The organism is Algoriphagus terrigena DSM 22685, from assembly GCF_000429445.1.
In the GTDB taxonomy this organism is placed as follows: domain Bacteria; phylum Bacteroidota; class Bacteroidia; order Cytophagales; family Cyclobacteriaceae; genus Algoriphagus; species Algoriphagus terrigena.
This window is the reverse complement of record NZ_AUBW01000017.1, coordinates 25,753-46,135: the sequence shown is the minus strand read 5'-3', so window position 1 is coordinate 46,135 and position 20,383 is coordinate 25,753. Positions and strand designations below refer to the sequence as shown.

General features: G+C 48.6%; 28 protein-coding genes. 18 read left to right on the top strand and 10 right to left on the bottom strand.

Features of this window, described 5'->3' with window-relative positions:
• Positions 1-42 precede the first annotated feature (42 nt).
• The 3 genes from G459_RS0115765 to G459_RS0115755 all read left to right on the top strand — a co-directional run bounded on the left by G459_RS0115765 (position 43) and on the right by G459_RS0115755 (position 3,476).
• Positions 43-843, top strand: coding sequence for an N-acetylmuramoyl-L-alanine amidase family protein (locus tag G459_RS0115765; protein WP_026968503.1), 801 nt, complete (start codon positions 43-45; stop codon positions 841-843).
• Between the two features lie 132 nt (positions 844-975).
• Positions 976-2,592 (top strand): acyl-CoA carboxylase subunit beta, encoded by a 1,617-nt coding sequence (locus G459_RS0115760; protein WP_026968502.1) that lies wholly within the window; start codon positions 976-978, stop codon positions 2,590-2,592.
• Between the two features lie 38 nt (positions 2,593-2,630).
• Positions 2,631-3,476 (top strand): transglutaminase-like domain-containing protein, encoded by an 846-nt coding sequence (locus tag G459_RS0115755; RefSeq protein ID WP_026968501.1) that lies wholly within the window; start codon positions 2,631-2,633, stop codon positions 3,474-3,476.
• Here the strand turns inward: G459_RS0115755 and G459_RS0115750 are convergent.
• Together G459_RS0115750 and G459_RS0115745 are read right to left on the bottom strand one after the other, a co-directional pair.
• Positions 3,470-4,048: a redoxin domain-containing protein gene (locus G459_RS0115750; RefSeq protein WP_026968500.1), complete on the bottom strand. Its 579-nt coding sequence runs from the start codon at positions 4,046-4,048 to the stop codon at positions 3,470-3,472. The two genes, G459_RS0115755 and G459_RS0115750, sit on opposite strands and share 7 nt — an antisense overlap.
• A 4-nt stretch (positions 4,049-4,052) precedes the next feature.
• A complete protein-coding gene (locus G459_RS0115745) occupies positions 4,053-4,682 on the bottom strand; it encodes a 4'-phosphopantetheinyl transferase family protein (RefSeq protein WP_026968499.1) in 630 nt (209 codons plus the stop codon).
• 36 nt (positions 4,683-4,718) lie between these two features.
• Between G459_RS0115745 and G459_RS0115740 the strand changes: the two genes are divergently transcribed.
• The 4 genes from G459_RS0115740 to G459_RS0115725 are packed head-to-tail and all read left to right on the top strand — an operon-like array spanning position 4,719 to position 7,461.
• Positions 4,719-5,639 carry a WD40 repeat domain-containing protein gene (locus G459_RS0115740; RefSeq protein ID WP_026968498.1) on the top strand — a complete coding sequence of 307 codons (921 nt, stop codon included), beginning with the start codon at positions 4,719-4,721 and terminating at the stop codon, positions 5,637-5,639.
• Positions 5,636-6,631, top strand: coding sequence for a DivIVA domain-containing protein (locus tag G459_RS29060; protein WP_051315263.1), 996 nt, complete (start codon positions 5,636-5,638; stop codon positions 6,629-6,631). Before G459_RS0115740 ends, G459_RS29060 begins: the two co-directional genes overlap by 4 nt.
• On the top strand, positions 6,631-6,996 hold the full coding sequence (gene folB, locus G459_RS0115730) for a dihydroneopterin aldolase (RefSeq protein ID WP_026968497.1): 366 nt from the start codon (positions 6,631-6,633) through the stop codon (positions 6,994-6,996). The genes G459_RS29060 and folB overlap by 1 nt, the downstream gene beginning before the upstream one ends.
• A gap of 9 nt (positions 6,997-7,005) precedes the next feature.
• Positions 7,006-7,461: a DUF4268 domain-containing protein gene (locus tag G459_RS0115725; RefSeq protein WP_026968496.1), complete on the top strand. Its 456-nt coding sequence runs from the start codon at positions 7,006-7,008 to the stop codon at positions 7,459-7,461.
• A gap of 128 nt (positions 7,462-7,589) precedes the next feature.
• Here G459_RS0115725 and G459_RS0115720 read toward each other — a convergent pair whose 3' ends face one another.
• Together G459_RS0115720 and G459_RS0115715 are read right to left on the bottom strand one after the other, a co-directional pair.
• Positions 7,590-8,084, bottom strand: coding sequence for a DUF6265 family protein (locus G459_RS0115720; RefSeq protein ID WP_026968495.1), 495 nt, complete (start codon positions 8,082-8,084; stop codon positions 7,590-7,592).
• 34 nt (positions 8,085-8,118) lie between these two features.
• A complete protein-coding gene (locus G459_RS0115715) occupies positions 8,119-8,433 on the bottom strand; it encodes a HesB/IscA family protein (protein ID WP_026968494.1) in 315 nt (104 codons plus the stop codon).
• Between the two features lie 113 nt (positions 8,434-8,546).
• Between G459_RS0115715 and G459_RS0115710 the strand changes: the two genes are divergently transcribed.
• The 5 genes from G459_RS0115710 (at position 8,547) to dtd (ending at position 11,414) form a co-directional block, all read left to right on the top strand.
• Positions 8,547-9,068, top strand: coding sequence for a DUF7935 family protein (locus G459_RS0115710; RefSeq protein ID WP_026968493.1), 522 nt, complete (start codon positions 8,547-8,549; stop codon positions 9,066-9,068).
• A 4-nt stretch (positions 9,069-9,072) separates the two neighbouring features.
• Positions 9,073-9,483, top strand: coding sequence for a YkvA family protein (locus G459_RS0115705; RefSeq protein WP_026968492.1), 411 nt, complete (start codon positions 9,073-9,075; stop codon positions 9,481-9,483).
• Positions 9,484-9,512: 29 nt separating this feature from the next.
• Positions 9,513-10,136 (top strand): thioredoxin family protein, encoded by a 624-nt coding sequence (locus tag G459_RS0115700; protein WP_026968491.1) that lies wholly within the window; start codon positions 9,513-9,515, stop codon positions 10,134-10,136.
• Positions 10,137-10,245: 109 nt separating this feature from the next.
• A complete protein-coding gene (locus G459_RS0115695) occupies positions 10,246-10,965 on the top strand; it encodes an NAD-dependent epimerase/dehydratase family protein (RefSeq protein ID WP_026968490.1) in 720 nt (239 codons plus the stop codon).
• Positions 10,962-11,414, top strand: coding sequence for a D-aminoacyl-tRNA deacylase (gene dtd / locus G459_RS0115690; RefSeq protein WP_026968489.1), 453 nt, complete (start codon positions 10,962-10,964; stop codon positions 11,412-11,414). The genes G459_RS0115695 and dtd overlap by 4 nt, the downstream gene beginning before the upstream one ends.
• 2 nt (positions 11,415-11,416) lie before the next feature.
• On the opposite strand, the gene G459_RS27715 is transcribed toward dtd, so the two are convergent.
• The 3 genes from G459_RS27715 to mce all read right to left on the bottom strand — a co-directional run bounded on the left by G459_RS27715 (position 11,417) and on the right by mce (position 13,317).
• Complete coding sequence (locus G459_RS27715; RefSeq protein ID WP_051315262.1) at positions 11,417-11,614, bottom strand: hypothetical protein; 198 nt, start codon at positions 11,612-11,614, stop codon at positions 11,417-11,419.
• Between the two features lie 145 nt (positions 11,615-11,759).
• Entirely contained in the window at positions 11,760-12,788 is a 1,029-nt protein-coding gene (gene thiL, locus G459_RS0115680) for a thiamine-phosphate kinase (protein WP_026968488.1), read from the bottom strand.
• A gap of 130 nt (positions 12,789-12,918) precedes the next feature.
• Positions 12,919-13,317 carry a methylmalonyl-CoA epimerase gene (gene mce, locus G459_RS0115675; RefSeq protein WP_026968487.1) on the bottom strand — a complete coding sequence of 133 codons (399 nt, stop codon included), beginning with the start codon at positions 13,315-13,317 and terminating at the stop codon, positions 12,919-12,921.
• 90 nt (positions 13,318-13,407) lie between these two features.
• Between mce and G459_RS0115670 the strand changes: the two genes are divergently transcribed.
• The 4 genes from G459_RS0115670 (at position 13,408) to G459_RS29900 (ending at position 16,311) form a co-directional block, all read left to right on the top strand.
• A complete protein-coding gene (locus tag G459_RS0115670; RefSeq protein WP_026968486.1) occupies positions 13,408-13,734 on the top strand; it encodes a HesB/IscA family protein in 327 nt (108 codons plus the stop codon).
• Between the two features lie 178 nt (positions 13,735-13,912).
• On the top strand, positions 13,913-15,007 hold the full coding sequence (gene gcvT / locus G459_RS0115660) for a glycine cleavage system aminomethyltransferase GcvT (RefSeq protein WP_026968485.1): 1,095 nt from the start codon (positions 13,913-13,915) through the stop codon (positions 15,005-15,007).
• Positions 15,007-15,714: a 2-phosphosulfolactate phosphatase gene (locus G459_RS0115655; protein WP_026968484.1), complete on the top strand. Its 708-nt coding sequence runs from the start codon at positions 15,007-15,009 to the stop codon at positions 15,712-15,714. The genes gcvT and G459_RS0115655 overlap by 1 nt, the downstream gene beginning before the upstream one ends.
• A gap of 384 nt (positions 15,715-16,098) precedes the next feature.
• The gene (locus G459_RS29900) at positions 16,099-16,311 is read left to right on the top strand and encodes a hypothetical protein (protein WP_157373362.1); all 213 of its coding nucleotides are present in this window, start codon (positions 16,099-16,101) and stop codon (positions 16,309-16,311) included.
• 38 nt (positions 16,312-16,349) lie between these two features.
• On the opposite strand, the gene G459_RS0115645 is transcribed toward G459_RS29900, so the two are convergent.
• On the bottom strand, positions 16,350-16,688 hold the full coding sequence (locus tag G459_RS0115645) for a nucleotide pyrophosphohydrolase (RefSeq protein ID WP_026968482.1): 339 nt from the start codon (positions 16,686-16,688) through the stop codon (positions 16,350-16,352).
• Between the two features lie 133 nt (positions 16,689-16,821).
• Between G459_RS0115645 and G459_RS0115640 the strand changes: the two genes are divergently transcribed.
• Both G459_RS0115640 and G459_RS0115635 read left to right on the top strand, forming a co-directional pair.
• Positions 16,822-17,439, top strand: coding sequence for a MarC family protein (locus G459_RS0115640; protein ID WP_026968481.1), 618 nt, complete (start codon positions 16,822-16,824; stop codon positions 17,437-17,439).
• A gap of 43 nt (positions 17,440-17,482) precedes the next feature.
• Positions 17,483-19,039: a M81 family metallopeptidase gene (locus tag G459_RS0115635; protein ID WP_026968480.1), complete on the top strand. Its 1,557-nt coding sequence runs from the start codon at positions 17,483-17,485 to the stop codon at positions 19,037-19,039.
• Positions 19,040-19,127: 88 nt separating this feature from the next.
• On the opposite strand, the gene G459_RS0115630 is transcribed toward G459_RS0115635, so the two are convergent.
• Positions 19,128-19,703: a DUF4136 domain-containing protein gene (locus tag G459_RS0115630; protein ID WP_026968479.1), complete on the bottom strand. Its 576-nt coding sequence runs from the start codon at positions 19,701-19,703 to the stop codon at positions 19,128-19,130.
• A gap of 81 nt (positions 19,704-19,784) precedes the next feature.
• A complete protein-coding gene (locus tag G459_RS0115625) occupies positions 19,785-20,381 on the bottom strand; it encodes an outer membrane beta-barrel protein (RefSeq protein ID WP_035456162.1) in 597 nt (198 codons plus the stop codon).
• Positions 20,382-20,383 lie beyond the last annotated feature (2 nt).

Here is a 20,383-nt window from a genome sequence, read left to right as displayed (position 1 = left end):
AATTTGGTTGAAATTTTGCGTAAAGTTAATTCGATTGCCCTCATGGAACGGTTCAATAACAAAAAAAATCTCTTAAGTTTTCTTATCGCTATTCCCTTTTTCTTTGGCGGATTTATCCCCAATGAAACGATGATGCCGGCTTTTCGGATGAAAAAAATTGTGTTGGATGCAGGTCATGGAGGAAAAGATCCCGGAAATCTCGGAGCCAGGTCCAAAGAAAAGGACATTAACCTAGCCGTGACGCTACTCGTCGGGAAATATATCAAGGAAAATATGCCGGATGTCGAGGTAATTTACACTCGGGATGACGACAGCTTCCCTGCACTGAAGGATCGGCCCAAACTGGCCAATAACAACAAGGCGGATTTGTTTGTCTCGATCCATTCCAACTCTGCGCCTAACAAATCGGCCTTCGGTACAGAAACTTTTGTGATGGGGACCAAAAATTTTGAGGCCAATTTTGACATAGTAAAAAAGGAAAACTCGGTAATTCTCCTCGAAGAGAATCACGAAGCAGAATACGAAGGTTTTGATCCAGCGTCGCCGGAGTCTTACATGATGTTTAACCTCATGTCCAAAGCCAATTTCAGCAACAGCTTGAGCTTAGCTGATCATATTGAGACGCAGTTTCGGGATCGGGTGGGTAGGAAAAGCCGCGGTGTCAAGCAGGCGCCTTTGTGGGTCCTTTGGACCACATCAATGCCATCGGTATTGGTTGAGGTTGGATTTCTGTCCAACTCCACAGAGGAGCAATTTCTAATGACCAAAGAAGGGAAAGAATACATGGCGTCGGCAATCTATAGAGCTATCAAAGATTATAAGGAGCAGATAGAGATCAATTGATCTTCAAATTAACCTCTAAGCATTTAAGCCCTTTTCTTCGCGGAAAAGGGCTTTTTTGTAGCTTAGTTTTTTATCTTCCAAGAGGTATGGACCTTGGGATTTAAGAGTTTAAAATTGACTGGAAGCTTTGGCATGGAAAAATCTAATTCGACTTGGCGGGAATTACTCGATCAATTGAGTGAAAAAACCGCAACAGTGAAGCTGGGAGGTGGAGAAAAGCGAATAGCATCTGAGCACGAAAAAGGCAAACTGACAGCCCGTGAACGGATCGACTACCTAGTCGATCCCGGGTCACGTTTTCTGGAAATCGGTACCTTCGCAGCCGATGGGATGTACGAAGAGGAGGGGGGCTGTCCCTCCGCCGGTGTAGTCATCGGGATAGGGTATGTCAGCGGCCGGATGTGTGTGATCGTGGCCAATGACGCAACTGTGAAGGCCGGGGCGTGGTTTCCCATGACTGCCAAAAAGAGCCTCCGCGCACAGGAGATCGCTATGGAAAACCGCCTGCCGATCATCTACCTCGTCGATAGTGCCGGAGTTTATCTGCCGATGCAGGACGAGATTTTTCCCGACAAGGAGCATTTTGGCCGGCAGTTTAGAAACAACTCCAAGATGTCGGCGATGGGCATCGTGCAAGTCGCAGCAATCATGGGCAGCTGCGTGGCCGGAGGGGCCTATCTGCCGATCATGTCTGATGAGGCGCTGATCGTGGACAAGACCGGCTCCATCTTTCTCGCAGGTTCCTACTTGGTCAAAGCCGCGATCGGCGAAACTGTGGACAATGAAACCCTCGGCGGAGCGACTGCCCACTGCGAAATCTCCGGTGTGACGGATAATAAATACGACTCAGATGCGGATTGTTTGGACGCCATTAAGAAGATTTTTGCGACCCTGGGAGCCAATTCAAAAGCCGGATTTGACCGAATCGAGGCGAAGGAGGCCGGAGCTTCCGGCGATGAGTTGTTGGAGAGGTTTCCGCTGGAGCGGGTGAAGCCTTACGACATGCTCGAGGTCATCGCCGGATTGGTTGATGGTGGGGCTGTCGATGAATACAAAAAGGACTACGGCAAGACACTCATCTGCGGCACTGCCAGAGTTGAGGGCTGGGCCGTCGGGATCATCGCCAACCAGCGGAAAGTAGTCAAGACCGCCAAGGGTGAGATGCAAATGGGCGGCGTGATCTATTCAGATTCTGCTGACAAAGCCGCGCGTTTTATCATGAATTGCAACCAGCGCAAAATCCCGTTGATATTCCTGCAAGACGTGAGCGGCTTCATGGTCGGCTCCAAAGCCGAGCATGGCGGCATCATCAAGGACGGCGCGAAGATGGTCAATGCGATGGCCAACTCCGTGGTACCAAAGTTTACTTTTATCCTTGGTAACTCGTACGGCGCGGGCAACTACGCCATGTGTGGCAAAGCGTATGATCCCCGCTTGATCTACTCCTGGCCATCGGCGCAGATGGCGGTGATGTCGGGTACCTCAGCCGCGAAAACCTTGCTTCAGATCAAAGTCTCCTCACTCAGGAAATCCGGCAAGGAGATATCAGAAGCGGAGGAAAATCGGCTTTTCGAAGAAATTACGCAGAAATACCAAGAGGAACTCAGCCCGTACTATGCCGCTGCCCGAATGTGGGTCGACGGGGTGATCGATCCCAGGGATACCCGTAAGATCATCAGCATGGGAGTCGAAGCTGCCAATCATGCCGAGATTTTAGAAAGATTTAATGTGGGCGTGATCCAGACCTGAACCTTTTTATTAACTTAAAGAAAGCCAATAAAACAAGCATGAGTGAATTGACTATCTCCCAATTGGATGCCTTGGTGTCCCTGCTGGATGATCCCGACTTGGAAGTGAAAAGCCACGTCCGCGAGCGGATTATCTCTTTGGGTGCGGAGATTATTCCTTTTCTGGAAGAAAAGTGGGAGACGAGTTTCAATCCGGAAGTCCAGAAAGAAATCGAAGAATTAGTGCACGATTTGCAGTTTGCGCTCGTCAAAACCAGGTTTGCCGAGTGGCGGGATACCGAAGATAGAGATCTGTTGACGGGGCTTTGGATTCTCAATACCTACCAGTATCCCGATCTTGATTTTGCGAAGCTGAATGCTGATCTGCACCAGATTTATTTTGAGGTTTGGACTTCTTTCAAAAACGACCTGCAGCCCTACGATCAGGTCAGAATCATCAATAATGTCCTATTCAACACCCTGCGTTTTTCGGCCAACACGAAAAATTTTCACTCTCCGGGCAACAGCATGCTGTCCACGGTTTTGGACACCAAGCGGGGAAATCCGATCAGTCTCTGCGCGATCTATCTCTTGGTCGCCAAGAAGCTCGGCCTTCCGATCTACGGCGTGAACCTTCCCAATCTTTTTGTGCTAACTTATAAGTCTGCCGACCTCACCTTCTACATCAATGCCTTTAACAAAGGCTTGGTGTTCAGCAAACAAGACATTTTTAATTACTTGGAGCATTTGAAGATTGAACCCAAGGATTACTTCTTTGAGCCCTGCGCTCATTTGGATATAGTCCTCCGATCTCTGCGAAATCTTGGGAATGCCTTCGAGAAACTCGGGGAGGCCAATAAAGTGGAGGAGGTACGTCAGATGATTGCGATACTTGAAAATCAGTAGGTTCGCAGGTTGCAACCGACGGCACGCACTTGTGCCGGAGTAGCGCCTTCTCCTCTCAGGATCTGATTCAGTGCCCGCTCCAGGTGCTTTTCGCTGACGGCGGATTCGGCCTGGGGATTGTTGTCGATCGCCCCACGGTAGCGGATTTCCAGCCCGTTTTGGCCTGGAGTCAGGACGATCACTTCCGGGATTTTTGTGATATTCAACTGCTTGGCCCAGATATGATCAGCGTCTATCAGGTAGGCCATATTGAGTCCGCTCTGGTCGATGTGGTTTCGCAGCGGAGCCTGATCGCTTTCAGCGGTGCCAACCTCCGGATTGATGAGTGCAAAAGAAATCCCCTGACTTTGAAAAGTCGCTTTCAATGCCTTTATCCTGCCTTCATACATCTTGGTGAATGGGCAGTTCATGGTGTGGAAAATCAATACGATCCCTTTGCCGCTGACCATACTTACGAGGGTTTTTTGAGAGCCAGTGACGGCATCTATCGCCGAAAGCGCACTGAGATCTTGAGCCCGGGTGCTGAAAACCGTCGCTAAAAACAGGATTAAAGTTGCAATCAGATTTCTCATAGCGTTACCAGGTCGTATAGGTCAAGATCACATTTTCCAATTTTCTCACTTCCACCGTATAGTGATGGTCCGCAAAGTCCGTTCCCCGGATCCGTCCTTTAATTTTTCCAGCTCCAACTTCAAAAGGGCTGAGCAGGATATTGTCCCTAAAAGAAACCCCCTTTCGACCCTGACATTTGAAGATCGATTCTTTGGCAGACCAAGCCATTGTATAGTGAATGGGGTCATTTTCCAAGAAATCCAATTCCGATTGATCGAGAAACCGAAATCCGATGCGCAGGATCTTTTCCCGGATCAGGTCCATGTCGATTCCCACAGGATTTTCCCGGTGGTAGATCGCCCCGGCAAACCCGGAGGTGTGTGTCAGAGATACATATCCCTGGCCGTTCATGGAGTGCGATTTCCCATGCTCGTCCTTGAAAAAGCCGGGATAAGGGACATTCAGCACTTCCAAGGCGCCGTGGATTGCCATCCGGGCGGTGGCCCACTCTTTCTTTTTTTCCGGATGGGAGATGTTGGCAAACGAAAGCTTTTCGCGAAAACTCAAGAAATCGAGTTGCTGATCCTCTTGGTCCTCGATAATCTTTACCGCGAGGGCCGAGTAAGAATCAATTTTTTCTATTTTTGCTTGCATAGGCCAAAAGGGCGCCGCTGAGTGATCGTCCAATATATGTCAAAAATCCAAGTAAATAAATCGCATACGCTGACCGGACACAACGATTGCGTCTATGCACTGACGGAGGGGAGCGATCCCCGATTTTTTTATACCGGAGCAGGAGATGGCATGGTGGTGGAATGGGATCTCGATCAGCCTAAAAACGGAAAACTCATCGCCAAACTGCCGCATTCGGTCTATGCTTTGGCGGTGGATCGGGAGCGAAACCATCTGATCATCGGGCATAATTTTGAAGGAATCCATGTCGTTGATTTGAGCGAAAACAAAGAGATCTGGAGTTTGAGACTGACCGACCAGGCGATCTTTGACATCAAAGTTTTCGGAAGCGAAATCCTGATCGGCACCGGAGACGGTGTGTTGGTCGTGGTAGACGCAGACGAAAAGGCTGTCAAAAAACACGTTAAACTGAGCTCAAAAAGCATCCGCGTGATGTCCATCGCTTCCGAAAAAAGGCAGCTGGCCATCGGTCTGAGTGATCACTCGATCAAGATTTTGGATCTGGCCGATGGCTTCCAGCCGATTGCCAATCTGGCGGGCCATTCCAATTCCGTATTCGCACTGAGCTATTCCCCCGACGAGCAGACGCTCGTCTCCGGATCACGGGACGCCCAGATGAAATTCTGGAATACTGCGGATTATACCCTGACCGAAAATATTGTGGCACACATGTATGCCATTAATTTTTTATCTTTCAAAGAGGACGGAAAGTACCTGGTGACCTGCTCGATGGACAAATCCATCAAAGTCTGGGATGCCATCGACCATAAATTACTCAAGGTGATAGATAAGGCCAGGAATGCAGGCCATGGCACGTCAATCAACAAAGTCCTTTGGAGTACCTATTCCGGTGAGGTCGTGTCCATTTCGGACGACCGTACCATTTCTATTTGGCAAATTGAAGCTGAAAACACATGAAAATTTCCCCTACAGCCATTCGGCAAAAAGCATTTGAAACAGCCTTTAGAGGTTATGAGAAGAAAGAAGTTTCGGCATTTCTGGAAGAGATGAGTGTCGTGATGGAGCAGATCAACCAGGAAAACCTCGATCTCCGCTCTAAGCTCCAGCAGGTCGAAGGTGAAGCCAAACGGCTTAAGGATGTGGAGGATTCACTTTTTCGAACGCTGAAAACTGCCGAAGATACCGGCGCGAGTATCATCACCGAGGCATCTGAGGCGGCTGATCAGATCATCGCCGAAGCCAATTCCATCTCCGACCAAGCGACCAAAGAGGCAAACCACTACGCGCAGCAGGTGCAGCGGCATGCGGACGAGCAGGCTAGGATCATCACCTCAGCCGCCGAACTCAAGGCGAAATCTACGATCAAAGAGATCCGTGAAAGCATGCAGAGCTTGGTCAGAAGCTACGAGGGACTACTCGAGCAGCGCGATGCAATGGTGAAGAGTCTGAAACGGCTTTCCCAAGACGCGCTCAATCAGATCGATCTGTCGGACGCTCACTTTTTAAGAATCGACGGCAAAGCATACCAACGGGCAGTGGAAGAACTTAGTCGGTCCAGCCATTTCTCCGTCGCCAATATCGCAGCACTGACCCCGCTAGTCGCACCTACGGCAGCTGCTGAGCCAGAGGAACAATTGGAAGAAGACATGGCATCCGCCACGCTTGATGAGGAGACGCAGGAAACGATCGCGGCCCTGCAGCACGAGCTGGAGGACGAAGGTGAGCTGGCTGTCGAGGAGCAGGAGGAGGAAATAATCGAGGAGGAAATCGCCGAGGAAGAGGTAATAGACTCCACCCCTGTGGCCGATGAGATTGAGGTAGAAGAGGAGGAAGAGCTGGAGATCCGCGAGGAGATCCCTGCAAAGGTTGAGGCGGAAGTTCAGCCTGATCCGCCAAAACAAGAGTCTCCGAAAAACTCCTCCGGTTCCTTCTTTGACCAGTTTGACTGATGGGTAAGGTTGCGCTTGAGGGGATCGAGTTCCATGCCTACCACGGAGCCTATCCCGAGGAATCGATCTTGGGAAACCGGTTTACGCTGGATCTGGAGCTGGAGACTGAGTTTAGAGAAGCGATGCTTCACGACAATCTGAAAGATACCGTCGATTACGCCAAACTTTACCAACTCATCAAGGCCCGGATGGATGTGAAAGTGAAGCTGCTGGAGCATCTTGGGCATCGGATCATCTCTGATATCTTGGAAGTCTATCCCAAGGTATCGTCCGTTCGTCTGACTCTGAAGAAACATCACCCGGCACTCGGCGGAATCGTCCAATATTCGGCTGTCACCGTGTGTTATCCTGAGGATTTTTCGTAAAAACAATCCATGTACAGTCGATCTGAAGCCTCCAAGATCCGGACAGAATTCTGGATCACTTTTGGGCAATACATGAAGCCCGTACCCAATGCCCAGGGCCGACGGATCAACTGGCCCAACTACCGCACAGGAGTCAAAGACATCTACTTTCGGATGAAAGCTGAGCGGGACTTTGCCTCTATCGGCATCGAGCTCGGCCATGCCGACGAGGAGATGCAGGAGCTGTTTTTCGATCAGATGGATCAGATGAGAAAGATTCTCCTAGCCAGCGTCGGAGAAGAATGGGACTGGAAGCTCCACGCTAAAAATGAAATGGGTCAGACCGTCACGAGGATCGAAAAAGTACTGCCCGGCGTGAATGTGATGGAGCCCGAAGATTGGCCCAAAATCATCTCTTTTCTCAAGCCAAGGATCATCGCATTGGACGAATTCTGGGATCAGGTGAAGCCGGGGTTTGAAGACTAGTGTTCGGTGGGCAGTCGCGGTTTGCAGTCGTCTGTCGACTTTGAGCCTTCAGTGGCAAGGAGTTGGTAAACCACTTGTTTTTTTTGCCCTTTACTACTGGAACTCCCCCTGCTACTAATTGCTGACTGCTAAAGTTCCGTTCGTGTAAATCGAAACTCCTCAATCCGTCGCTCTCCTTTGTCGGTCAAAGCTAGGTAAATCACCAGTTCATCGCCTTTTCGCTCATAAGTAATCCCGTGAAACGAAGCGGTATTCGTGCCGAGTTCGATAAGCTTAAACGTCGTCCATTCCTCTTTTTCCTCCCATCCCGTAAGGTCAGGATTGAAGTGTTTGAGTTTGAGAGAGACGCTTTCTCCCTCTTGGACGAAGTTCATGAATTCGGAGAAAATCAATTTTCCCTCATCCCAAAAGCGAAACGTCCCGACCATGTGGCCGTCTTTCGCGGGCAGCCAAACTTCCTCGCACTCTCCGCCCAGTCCTGTACCAGTCCAGTAACCCGCGAGCCAGTTGAGCTCTGCGACGGTTCCCTTTCCGGAGGGCTCGTTTTCCTCAAGTTGGCGCACTTGCGCGGAGGTGAAATGACTAAATGTCAGAAAAACTATGAAGGTTAGGAGTGCTCTCATCGTGTCCGGGAAAAGCGCTCAAGATAGAAAATATTCAGAGATCGTGGCGTTTTGGGATGTCGGGATTGATGAAAGTAAAGCCTCTGGCTTCATCCCCCTCAAAAAAATCAATCTGCATCCCCATCAGAAACATGTAGTGTTTTTTCTCAATCAAGACACGGATTCCATCGATCTCAAACTGCTGATCTTCAGTCTTTGGCTTGTCAAATCCTAGGGCGTAAGACATCCCGCCACAGCCTCCGCCTTTTACACCGACCCGCAAAAAATAGTCTGCCGGGATGTTTTTATTAGCCATGATGTGCTTGATTTCAGCTTCGGCTTTTTCGGTGATGGAAATGGGAATCAGCATGGTTGGACAATCAAACTTTTAGGCTTTTGGTTCGCAATTTCGTGCAAAATTATCGAATCGGCCGGTTTTTTGACAAGCCATAAATACTGATATTCGGATACTACTAATCGCAAATGGACTACTTACTCGACTTGTTGAAAATCATCTTGCCCGCCGGCATCGTACTTTATGGGATGTACCTGGTGGTGGTATCCTTTCTTTCGAAGGAAAGAGAAAAACTGCTCGTAGATCTGAAAACCCAAAACACCCAAGTGGTGCTGCCAATCCGGCTTCAGGCTGCCGAGCGCCTGTGCTTGCTTTTGGAGCGGATCACTCCCAATAATCTGGTAAGACGGTCCAATCCAAGCCAGTTGTCGGCAGCGGAGCTTCACCCAATGCTGTTGTCGGAGGTTCGTGAAGAGTTTAATCACAATCTTAGCCAGCAGGTTTACTTCTCGGAAGAGACTTGGGAAGCGGTACGTCGGGCAGTGGAGGATGTGGTTACTCTGCTGAATATGAGCAGACAAACACTCAATGCGGAAGCGACGGGGATGGATTTGGCGAAAGCCATCTTTGCGCAATCTCTGGATCAAAAAAATGACGCAATCAGCTTTGCGCTGCGAAAAGTAAAATCAGAAATCCAACTTTATTTCTAATCTCATGGAAACGACCAGCAAGACCACCGAAATCATTGACAGAGCCAAGGCACTGTTTGGGAAACAAGTCGATGCGATCGTACGACAGGAGCAGAAAGTGGTGGAGCTGGTGCAGAATGTCGGTAAAAAGCTAGCGAAACTGGCCGACAATCCTAAAGTTAAACTGCTGACCCAGCCGATCCAGATTTTTGTCCGGATGATCAAGGCGCACTTCAGAGGAGAGCATAAGATCTCGTTTGGCACGCTGGGATTGATCATCTTGGCCTTGGTTTATTTCCTTTCGCCGATTGATTTGATCCCGGATTTCCTGGGTTTCTTTGGTTTTGCTGACGACTTGTCGATTGTCCTGGCGGTATTTGCCAAGGTGAAGGATGAAGTCGATGGATTTTTGGAATGGGAAAAAAGTAAACTTTGATTTCCCCTTTTCTCAAGGAAAATAGAAACATGGAACATGTGCTGGGGCCGATTACCCACAATATTGTAAGGAGAGCGTTGTCTTATCCTGAGTTTAGGGAACTGACCGAAACACTGGTGGAAGAGCGCAAAACAACCGGCGCCAATCAAAGCGAGGCCTACCTCGAATATACCCGACTCAACCATCAGCGGATGCATCGCTGGGACAAAACCCTAAAGATCTCTGCCCATATGACTGATCTGGTCAAGTCAATCGAGGAGCATCAGGTGTGGCTCGTGATCACGGAAGCTTGGTGCGGAGACGGTTCACAGTCTATACCATACATGGCGGCGCTCGCCGATCTGAATCCTCTGATAGATTTCAAAGTGATTATGCGGGATGAATATCCCGAGGTGATGGACGCTTATCTGACCAACGGAGCCCGATCGATCCCCAAGCTAGTCGCGATGACGGCGGATTTGACCTGCGAGCTCTTCACTTGGGGACCAAAGCCTAAGTATCTGATAGATCGACAAAAGGCATATAAACACGACGCTCAGGGTCTAAGCTATCAGGACTACCTGGCTGAGGTCTACCTTTGGTATGCCAAAAACAAAAACCAAGACTTGGAACTCGAGCTTTTCCCGTTAATTCAGTCAACTTTGATCGTATGAAATCGAGCTTAGCCAAAGCGTCGCAATGAGAGATGGATATTCAACGTGCGAGATTCTTGATGAAAAATCGGGACGGGCTATCTGGCCTTAAAAAACAATTGACTATCACATGAAAATCGCTTTAATCTCAGGAACCTCAGGTATGGTCGGAATGCAGCTACTGCATCAGCTTTTGCAGAGCAGTGAGCACGAGTTTGTGCTGAGTGTGGGACGGAGAAAACTGGCACTGAAGCATGGAAAATTGATCCAGATTGAAGGAGATTTGGCCAGGATCGGTTCTTGGGAATGGGAGGAAAAGGTCAGGGCCGAATCACTGGGAGGCGCCTATCATTCTGTTCTTAGCGCTATCTCAGGGAAGACTGCTGAAATCCATGCGTTTTCCTGCTTGGGAACCACGATCAAAGTGGCCGGATCCAAGGAGAAGTTCTATGCGATAGACCATGATTTGGTGATTGCTTTTGCGAGCTGGGCAAAAAAACTCGGTGCGGCAAAGTTCCTCTACGTCTCCTCGATGAGTGCAAATGCCAGCTCGTCGGTTTTTTACAGCAAAGTGAAAGGAGAGACTGAAGCGGATCTAAAAGCTATTCAATTTGACTATTTGGGACTTTTCAGACCCTCGTTACTTTTGGGAAACCGACATGAATTTAGGCTCGGGGAGCAGATAGCAGCGATTGTGATGAAACCGCTGGTGTGGCTGAAGCTCGCAAAAAACATCCGCCCCATCTACGATTATCAAGTCGCCAAAGCCATGGTAACTACCGCAAACCAATCCAAAACGAACCAGACGGAAATCGTCACTTCCGGCCAAATGCAAGACCTGACCCAATGATTGTCGTCATCCAGCGAGTATCCGAATCGTCGGTGAAGATCGACGGACAAGTCAAGTCCACAATTGGAGAGGGCTTGATGATTCTCTTGGGGATCGAAGATGCAGACATTCAGGAAGACATTGACTGGCTGTCCAAAAAGATCGTGAATCTGCGGATTTTCCCCGACGAAAACGGCGTGATGAACCGAAGTGTCTTGGAAGCAGGAGGGGAGATCTTATTGATTTCGCAGTTCACACTCCACGCAAGTACCAAAAAAGGAAATCGGCCTTCTTACATCAAAGCAGCCAAGCCGGATTTTGCCATTCCGATGTACGAAAAGATGATTCAGGCGCTGGAAACCGAACTGGGGAAATCCATCGGAACCGGGGAATTTGGAGCCGATATGAAAGTCAGTCTGGTCAATGACGGCCCGGTGACGATCATGATTGATTCAAAGAATCGGGTTTAAAATTAGAACCTTGCTAGCAGCTGGCTGACTTCGACATAATCATCCACAGCCTCTTCGAAAGCAGTTTTTAAGTCTGGCAAAGTGATTCCTTCAAAAGTCACCAAGTCATCGATTCCTTCGATTTTCCCATGAAAAACTGCGTCTTCTGAGGAAAAATAAACAGATCCAATGAAGCCCTTGTATTCAGTTTTGTCTTTCATAATGGATCTTCTTTGGTTCGAGATGATGAGCTTTCCAATTTATCTTAGCTAGAATTTACAGAGCTTAAGTTTTAAATTAGTCAAAAAAGCAAGCTGGATAGTTGAATCCAGCCTTCTTGTTTCTTGTATCTAATCTCTTGCTTCTTTAAAAATGCTTCCAGCCCTGAGCTTTCAGCTGAACCGCTGTTCCGCTTTTGGTCACCAAAAACTTTCCTTCTTCCGCTTTGGTCATATGGCCGATGAAGTGGATGTCTGGATGCTTTTCCAGCTTTGCAAAATCCTTTTGATCAATCGAGAAGAGCAATTCGTAGTCTTCACCACCGTTGAGTACGCAGGTGATAGGGTCGAGATTGAGTTCGACAGCCGTGTCAAAAGTCTGCTTGTCGATGGGAAGCTTATCTTCATAGATCGTTGCTCCGACATTGGATGCCTTGCAGATGTGGAAAATCTCGGAGGCCAATCCGTCCGAAACGTCCATCATGCTGGTGGGCACGACGCCCATTTCCCGCAGCTCGTGGATGATGTCCATCCGCGCATCGGGCTTCAATTGGCGGCCGGTTACGACGTCGTATTTGCTCAGCTCGGGCTTCATGTCCGGGTTTGCCAGATAGACTTGCTTCTCTCTTTCAAGAATCTGCAAGCCAATCAAGGCTGAGCCCAAGTCACCGGTGACGCAAAGGATATCGTTGGTTTTGGCGCCGGAGCGGTAGCTGATTTGATCTTTATGGGCTTCACCGATGGCGGTGACCGAGATCACCAATCCTCCTCTTGACGCGGTTGTGTCTCCACCCACCAAGTCAACTCCATAGTGCTCGCAGGCGGCATTGATTCCGGCATACAGGTCATCCACCGCCTCAACGGAAAACCGGTTAGAAAGCGCGATGCTTACCGTGATTTGGGTTGGAATGGCATTCATGGCTGCGATATCGGAAACATTCACGGCCACAGCCTTGAACCCGACATGGGTCAAAGGAGCATAGGACAGATCGAAATGAACGCCCTCGATCAGCAAATCCGTCGTGATGACCTTCACATGATCTCCCGCCTCGATGACCGCGGCATCGTCGCCGATCCCTTTGAGCGTGGAGGGATTTCTGAGAATTACATTTTGGCTAAGGTGATCAATCAGGCCAAACTCGCCCAATTCGCTGATTTCTGTTCTTACGTCTGACATGGTAGTTTACGATGTTTTATTTTACGAGAGATGGCTTCGACTTCACTCAGTCTGACAATACATCAGATTCAATAAGCTATAATCGTAAGTGACTTCAATCTTCCAATTTTTCAATTTTCAAATCTTCCAATTAAATCTCCTGACACAACTCCACCAGCACGCCGTTGGTGCTCCGGGGATGCAAAAATACCACTAATTTGTTGTCGGCTCCCTGTTTTGGCGTTTCATTCAGGATTTCGAAGCCTGCTTTTTTCAGCCGGATGACTTCGGCATTAATGTCTTCCACGTCGAAGGCGATATGATGCACTCCCTCTGCTTTTTTCTCCAAGTACTTGGCAATCGGACTGTCAGTTCGGGTGGCTTGCAGCAGTTCAACTTTGGTTTCTCCTACTTGAAAAAAGCTGGTTTGGACGCCTTCACCTTCGACGATTTCTGTTTTGAAAAGTGTTTTCCCAAGCAGCCTGGCAAAAAGCTCATTTGACTTTTCAAGATCCGCGACAGCTATTCCGATATGTTCGATTTTCCTCATCCCTTTATTTTGTATCTTTGTGGCTGAATCTTTTTAGAAGAAGGTCTGTTTTGGGCTTAGCTTCAATCATCTAAAGTAAAGGTAAAATTTATGATAGTCGTTTCAGATAAGGCCAAAGAGAGAATTCTCGAACTCAGACAAGAGGAAGGCCGCACCGAAAATGAAAATATACGGGTTTCCGTCAAAGGCGGCGGGTGCTCCGGTTTGATGTATGACTTGGGCTTTGATGACAAGGTGATAGAGACCGATCACGTGTTTGAAGACAAAGGCGTAAAGATCCTCGTGGATCGCAAAAGCCTTTTGTATTTGGCTGGGACAGTGCTTGAGTTTTCTGATGGATTGAATGGCAAAGGCTTCCAATTCATCAATCCCAATGCAAGCCGCACCTGCGGATGCGGGGAAAGCTTCTCGGTGTAATAGGCCAATCATTTTGGAATTTTGGAAAGCAGCTCGGAAGGGTTGCTTTTTTCTTTTTGAATAAAATCGGTTTGGCGAAAAAGGAAGGTCAATGAAGCTGATGGAGGCATTTTTTGGTTTTGACTGACGTAAATTGCCGCCAATCCTTACCTTTGCGACCTATAAAAACAACCCGAATATGGAAGCCCAAATCAAAAATGTCCCTCTTAATGATCTGCACGTAGCCCTCGGTGGCAAGATGGTGCCGTTTGCTGGATACAATATGCCCGTGCGCTATAGTTCCGACAACGAAGAGCATCTCTGCGTAAGAAATGGAGTGGGTGTTTTTGATGTTTCCCACATGGGCGAATTCATGGTAGAAGGCCCTGAGGCGCTCAACCTGATCCAGAAAGTGACATCCAACGATGCGTCCAAACTGGTCGTGGGGCAAGCGCAATACTCTTGCTTCCCCAACGAGACGGGCGGAATCGTCGACGATCTGATCGTTTATAAGTTTGGCGAGGAAAAATACATGCTCGTCGTCAACGCCTCCAATATCGACAAGGATTGGGCCTGGGTAAATTCCCACAACAGCATGGGAGCGAACTTGACCAATGTGTCTGATGACTATTCACTTTTTGCTATCCAAGGCCCAAACGCCATCGCGGCGGTACAGTCCCTGACTCCGGTCAATCTTTCTGAGGTAAAGTTTTACCATTTCACTGTAGGGGAGTTTGCGGGCGTGCAGGATGTCATTATCTCGGGGACGGGCTATACCGGTGCTGGCGGATTTGAGATCTACGTAAAAAATGCAGATGCAGAGCACGTTTGGAAAGCTGTTTTTGAAGCTGGAAAAGACTTCGACATCAAACCAATCGGCTTGGGCGCAAGAGATACGTTGAGATTGGAAATGGGCTATTGCCTCTACGGAAATGACATCACAGATACCACTTCCCCAATCGAAGCGGGGCTGGGTTGGATTACTAAGTTTACCAAGGATTTCACCAATTCAGAAGCCTTAAAAAGCCAAAAGGAAGCGGGAGTTGCCAGGAAGCTGGTGGGTTTTGTGATGCAGGAAAGAGGCATCCCAAGAGGACACTATCCAATCGTAGATGCAGCCGGAGAAGTGATCGGTGAGGTGACTTCCGGCACTCAATCTCCAAGTATGGGAGTGGGGATCGGAATGGGCTATGCGAAGACCGAATTTAGCAAGCCCGGAACGGAGATTTTTATCCAAGTCCGTAACAAAAACCTGAAAGCTCAGGTGGAAAAACTGCCCCTGCTGAAAGGCTGATGAGAAAGATTGAAGTTTGCTTCAGCCCGGAGCTGATTCATTTACACGAGCTGAAAGGCAAAATAGTGGTGGTGGTGGATATCTTTCGCGCCACTTCCACCATGGTAGCTGCCATCGCAAATGGGGTCAAAGAGATCCTTCCATTTCCGGATTTGGAAAGCTGCCGAGTCATGCAGGACGAGGGCTTCCTGATCGGTGGGGAGCGAAACGGACATACTGCGCTGGGTTTCGAAATGGGCAATTCGCCTGTGGCATACCTCAAAGGTGGCTACTCCGGACGTTCGCTAGCCATGACCACGACGAACGGTACCCAAGCGATAGACAAATCCCGAGGAGCTGAGGAGATCCTGGTAGGAGCTTTTCCAAATCTTCAAGCCACGGTTTCTTACATTCAGGCCCAGGACAAAGATGTGTTGATCCACTGTGCGGGTTGGAAAGGACATTTTAATCTGGAGGATTCAATCTATGCGGGTGCATTGGTCAAAGCCCTAGAATCCACACATCCTGCGGATGAGGACGGCGCGCTGGCGATGAAGTCACTCTTCGAGAAAGAAGGCCACAACCTCAAAGGATTTTTATCTCAGGCATCCCATGCCAAACGACTTCAAAACCATGGAATAGAATCGGACATTGACTTTTGTCTGACTTTGGATCTGTATGATTTTGTGGTGAAAGTGGACCAGAGAGGGTTTTTAGTTAAGGTTTAGTGCGAGGCGTCTTAACTTGTTTTTTAGGCGCCGATCCTGACTCAATTCGTTCTTTTTGAGGTCAGTAGCACTGATGTGTTGATTTCGTCAAAAGGAAAATAGTTTGTATTTTCCTTCTCACTTGACGTTCACGCTATGTTTGATCTTTTTTGGAGTATTCTAAACACAGTTCTGTTGCTGGGTTTCATCTATTTCTTTTTTAAAGTTTTTAGAATTGGACTATCCCAGTTACCGAGTAGACAGCGGCTTTTTGCGGCGCCTTTTCTGGTCATAGGTATTATCTCTTTTTTTGGAGGCCGTAGCCAGACCGAAAAACCTTCGAAAATAATTGGGGCTGATTATTCTGTAGAACCAAAAAACACCAAGTTGTCTGTGGTCAATACGTTGGAAATCGTACTAGTGAGACGAAAGTCTGATGGGCGGATCGATCCAGTCCTGTCAGATTCGAATATCTCGGGTTTTGTTTTTGGTAGAAAATGGCGATACGGCGGTATCCGGGAGTACAACAATCAACTCATCACAGAGGGCTCGATGACGTACAGCCTATTGGGACTGGAGATCATGAGCTTTTCCAGGGAAGCGATATTGAATAAATAATCGGTCGGGCGGATTTCTGCTTTTGTCTTCGAGCTTTCCTACTTCAACTTTTCATTGTCCCGGTGTCGGTCAATGTCTCTAATGTTTTTCTTTTCGAAGTTCTTCTTCATGGCTTCGGTCAAATCCACCCCAGTCTGATTGGCCAGACAGATCAGCACCCAAAGCACATCCGCCATCTCGTCACCTAGGTCACGGCCTTTGTCGCTTTCCTTAAATGACTGCTCGCCGTAGGTTCGCGACATGATGCGCGCCAATTCGCCGACTTCTTCCATGAGAATGGTCATGTTGGTCAGCTCATTGAAGTAGCGCACGCCGACGGTCTTGATCCAGTGATCGACTTGCGCTTGAGCTTCGGATAGGGTGATTTCAGATTTCATTTGAGCTTGTTGGTAGTTTTTATCATTTTCGTGAAAGCAGAATTACGCCTCTGGTCAAACGGTTGGCGGAAATTCCGTTTTAAACTTACAAATTATCGATCCAGAACTTCTGATTTTCTAACGCTTTTAGCCCTTGCAAAACGAACTAATAGCATTTACGCTTTCTGTTTTTACGGGATTTTTTGCGATCATGAACCCCATCGCAAACGTGCCGATCTTCTCCTCCTTGGTAGAAGATGCGGACAAGGAGACAAAGCGAAAGATCAGTCGAAAAGCCACTTCCATCGCCTTTCTGATCGTTTTTCTTTTTGTTCTCCTCGGTAAGTTTATCTTCGAACTCTTCGGTATTACGATCCCGGCTTTCAAGATCACCGGCGGGATCTTGATTTTCTTTGTTGGATTTGAAATGCTCCAATCCAAGAGATCCGCGGTAAAACACCTGAAGGAGACCGCCTTTGACGAAAATATTGCGATCTCTCCGCTAGCCATCCCGATCTTGGCAGGACCGGGTACGATCGTCACTGCGATGAACTTCGTCTCCTCCGGAAGCTACGTCCGGATTTCCATCGTGATCGCCGTCTTTGCGCTCATGTGCATCTTGACACATTGGGCGTTCCAATTGGGAGATAAGATCGTACTTCGGGTTGGGAAAAATGTGATCACCGTGATCGGCAAGATCATGGGTTTGATCATCGCCATTATTGGCACCACGATGATTATAGAAGGGATCAAGGTGTCATTTGACCTGTGATTTCCAGAAGACAGAACCACCACTCTTAAAAAATTATAATCACATGAAAAACCTATTATTTGCGCTTCTCATCTTAGGGGCGATTTCCTGCGCTACCAAAGAGGAAACCAAACCACTTCCTCGAATTGCAATTGCGGGATTGGCGATTGAGTCCAGTACTTTTTCGCCCGCCACCAGCGATGTGGCTGCCTTCCGAACCCGAGAGGGAGCCGATATCTTTAGCTATTATCCTTTTCTGGATTCCGCTTCGGTGGACAGAGGCAGAGCAGAATGGTTTCCGGCCCTTCGGGGCCATGCCATCCCAGGAGGAATTGTCACCCGGGAGGCTTATGAGGAACTGGTCGGCAAAACTCTGGCGATGCTGAAGGAAAATTTGCCTTACGACGGCCTGTTTTTCGATATCCACGGCGCGATGAGCGTGGTCGGATTGGACGATCCGGAGGGAGATTTCATCACGCGAGTTCGTGAAGTAGTGGGCTACGAGACTATCATTTCTACGTCGATGGATTTGCACGGCAATGTTTCACTAGTCCTGGCGGAAAACTCCGATCTGATCACTTGCTATCGAATGGCTCCGCATGAGGACGCTTTGGAGTCCAAGCAGCGGGCAGTTGAAAACCTGCTGGATCGTCTGGAAAGCGGAAAGGGAAAGCCAGCCTACAAGGCTTGGATTCCTGTTCCGATCTTGCTTCCCGGCGAAAAGACGAGTACACGCATCGAACCCGGAAAGGGGTTGTATGCCAAGGTTGATCCTGTGACGAAGAGCGAAGGCGTGGTAGACGCTGCGATCTGGATCGGCTATGCATGGGCTGACGAGCCAAGAAATCACGCAGTAGTGATGGTCACAGGAGATGACCAAACTGAGGTGAAAAATGCCGCAGAGCATTTGGCGAAAAGCTTTTGGGACGTTCGTCATCAATTCGAATTCGTGGCGCCCGTGGGGACTTTGGAAGAAAGCTTAAACATGGCGCTGGAAAGCGACAAAAAAACGTTCATGATCAGTGACATGGGCGATAATCCGACCGCCGGTGGTGCCGGAGATGTGACCTGGACATTGACGGAAATCCTCAAAAGACCTGAGTTCAGGTCTGAAAGTGGGCCGACCTTAATCTACGCTTCCATCCCCGGTCCTGAATTGGTGGAGAAAGCAATCGCTGCCGGAGTTGGCGGGAAAGTGGAAGGAACAGCCGGAGCAGCAATCGACAACCGCTTTGCGCCGCCCGTGCTACTGAAAGGAACCGTGGAAGCGATCAAAGTAGGTGATGGAGCCGCAGAAGTCGAGGTCGTGGTGAAAGTCGGCTCGGTGCATGTCATCGTGACCAAAAAGCGGAAGCCCTACCACAATGAAAAGGACTTCACGGATCTTGGCTTGAAGCCAAGGGAAGCGGACATTGTGGTCGTAAAGATCGGATACCTCGTGCCGGAGTTGTATGACATGCGCGGCGATTGGATCATGGCACAGACTCCGGGTGGGGTGGATCAGGATCTGGAGCGCTTGGGACACAAGCGGATCATCCGACCGATGTATCCTTTGGATAAGGATATGGCAGATCCTGATCTAAGCGCCCAATTTGTTCCGCTTTCGGGGACGAAAAAGTAAAGAGCCAAAAAAGCCGGATTGATCTCCGGCTTTTTTGATTTCTGAGTTTTTCAGCGAAGTAGCCGAAAACTTCCAACCTCCCGACTTCCTACTTTACCTTGTGCTTCACAGGCAGTTTCATGAATATATTCCGCACCGCCATCTTCAAATCTGATTCCATGTCGGTTTCGAAGGAGATTTCCTCCTGAGCCCATCCTCTCCAAACGAGCTTTCCGGTCTTTGGCTCCAGCATCTCAACAGTCAGCACGCCTTCTTCATAGTTGGACTGGGTAATCTGCCCGCCTGAAACTGGCATCGCCCCGCCGACATAATAGCCGGGACCGCCAATACCCACTCCCACACTCACGGTCGGAGATTGGTTGTATTTCACTTTGTTTTCTATTTGGGTATCAAACTGAAAGACGGCATCAGGATTTTCGACGTCCAGCACAAATCCTTTTTTCAAAAGCTCGGCATTGGCAAGATCCAGAATGTAGCGCGCGTACCTTTTTTCTCCTTCCTTATTTTCATCCACAAAATGCTCCAGATTGACCCAGGCGTAGGTTTTGTAACTGTCCAGATCGACTCCCTTGGCCTTGTAGGAGTAGGTCTGCATGATGGTGCCACAGGAATACAGCAGTAGGGAAAGGAGAACAACGAGAGAAGCTTTGGTCAGTATTTTCATTTTTCAAAAACAGATTAGGGGTAAAAAAATCAGAGGATGGCTATTCACCATCCTCTGACGTGTTAAGTATCAATCGGCTACTTAATTGCCCATGAACACGTATCCGATGTTGAAGGATAGGTAAGACTGGGTAGTGTCAAAATCACCTGCAGCAAGTCCCATGTTATACTTTGCAGATACTGAGATGCCCGCATAGCGATTTACTGAGTATATAAAACCTACCTGCGGAGTGAATGCAAAGCTCCACGCGTCCTGTGTGAATCGATAGATCCCCATGTCCGTGGCTCTTTCGGTGTAGATGGTACCTACTCCCAAGCCGATATAAGGATTGAAATCCTCGCCCGGCTTCAGGTAGTAATCGGCAGCCACCATCATCGGGGCGCTGTTTACGTATCGGTACTGCTTCCCGGTGACGGTTCGATTATCTACTGTGTATGAGTCAAAGGGTCTTTCGTCGTAGAATACGTTCCAACCGCCGTAGAAACCTACGCCGATATTTGGCTGCACCATCTTTCTATAATCTATTGTAAAGCCTCTTCCACTAAAAGTAGAAGCGTAGTCTCCAAGGTCGCCGGTGGCTAGTCCCATCGAATAGGACACGGTAGTCAGGCTTTGAGAATTAGCACTTGAGGCCAACATCAAAACCAAAAAGGCGGATATAACTAGAAATTTTTTCATCG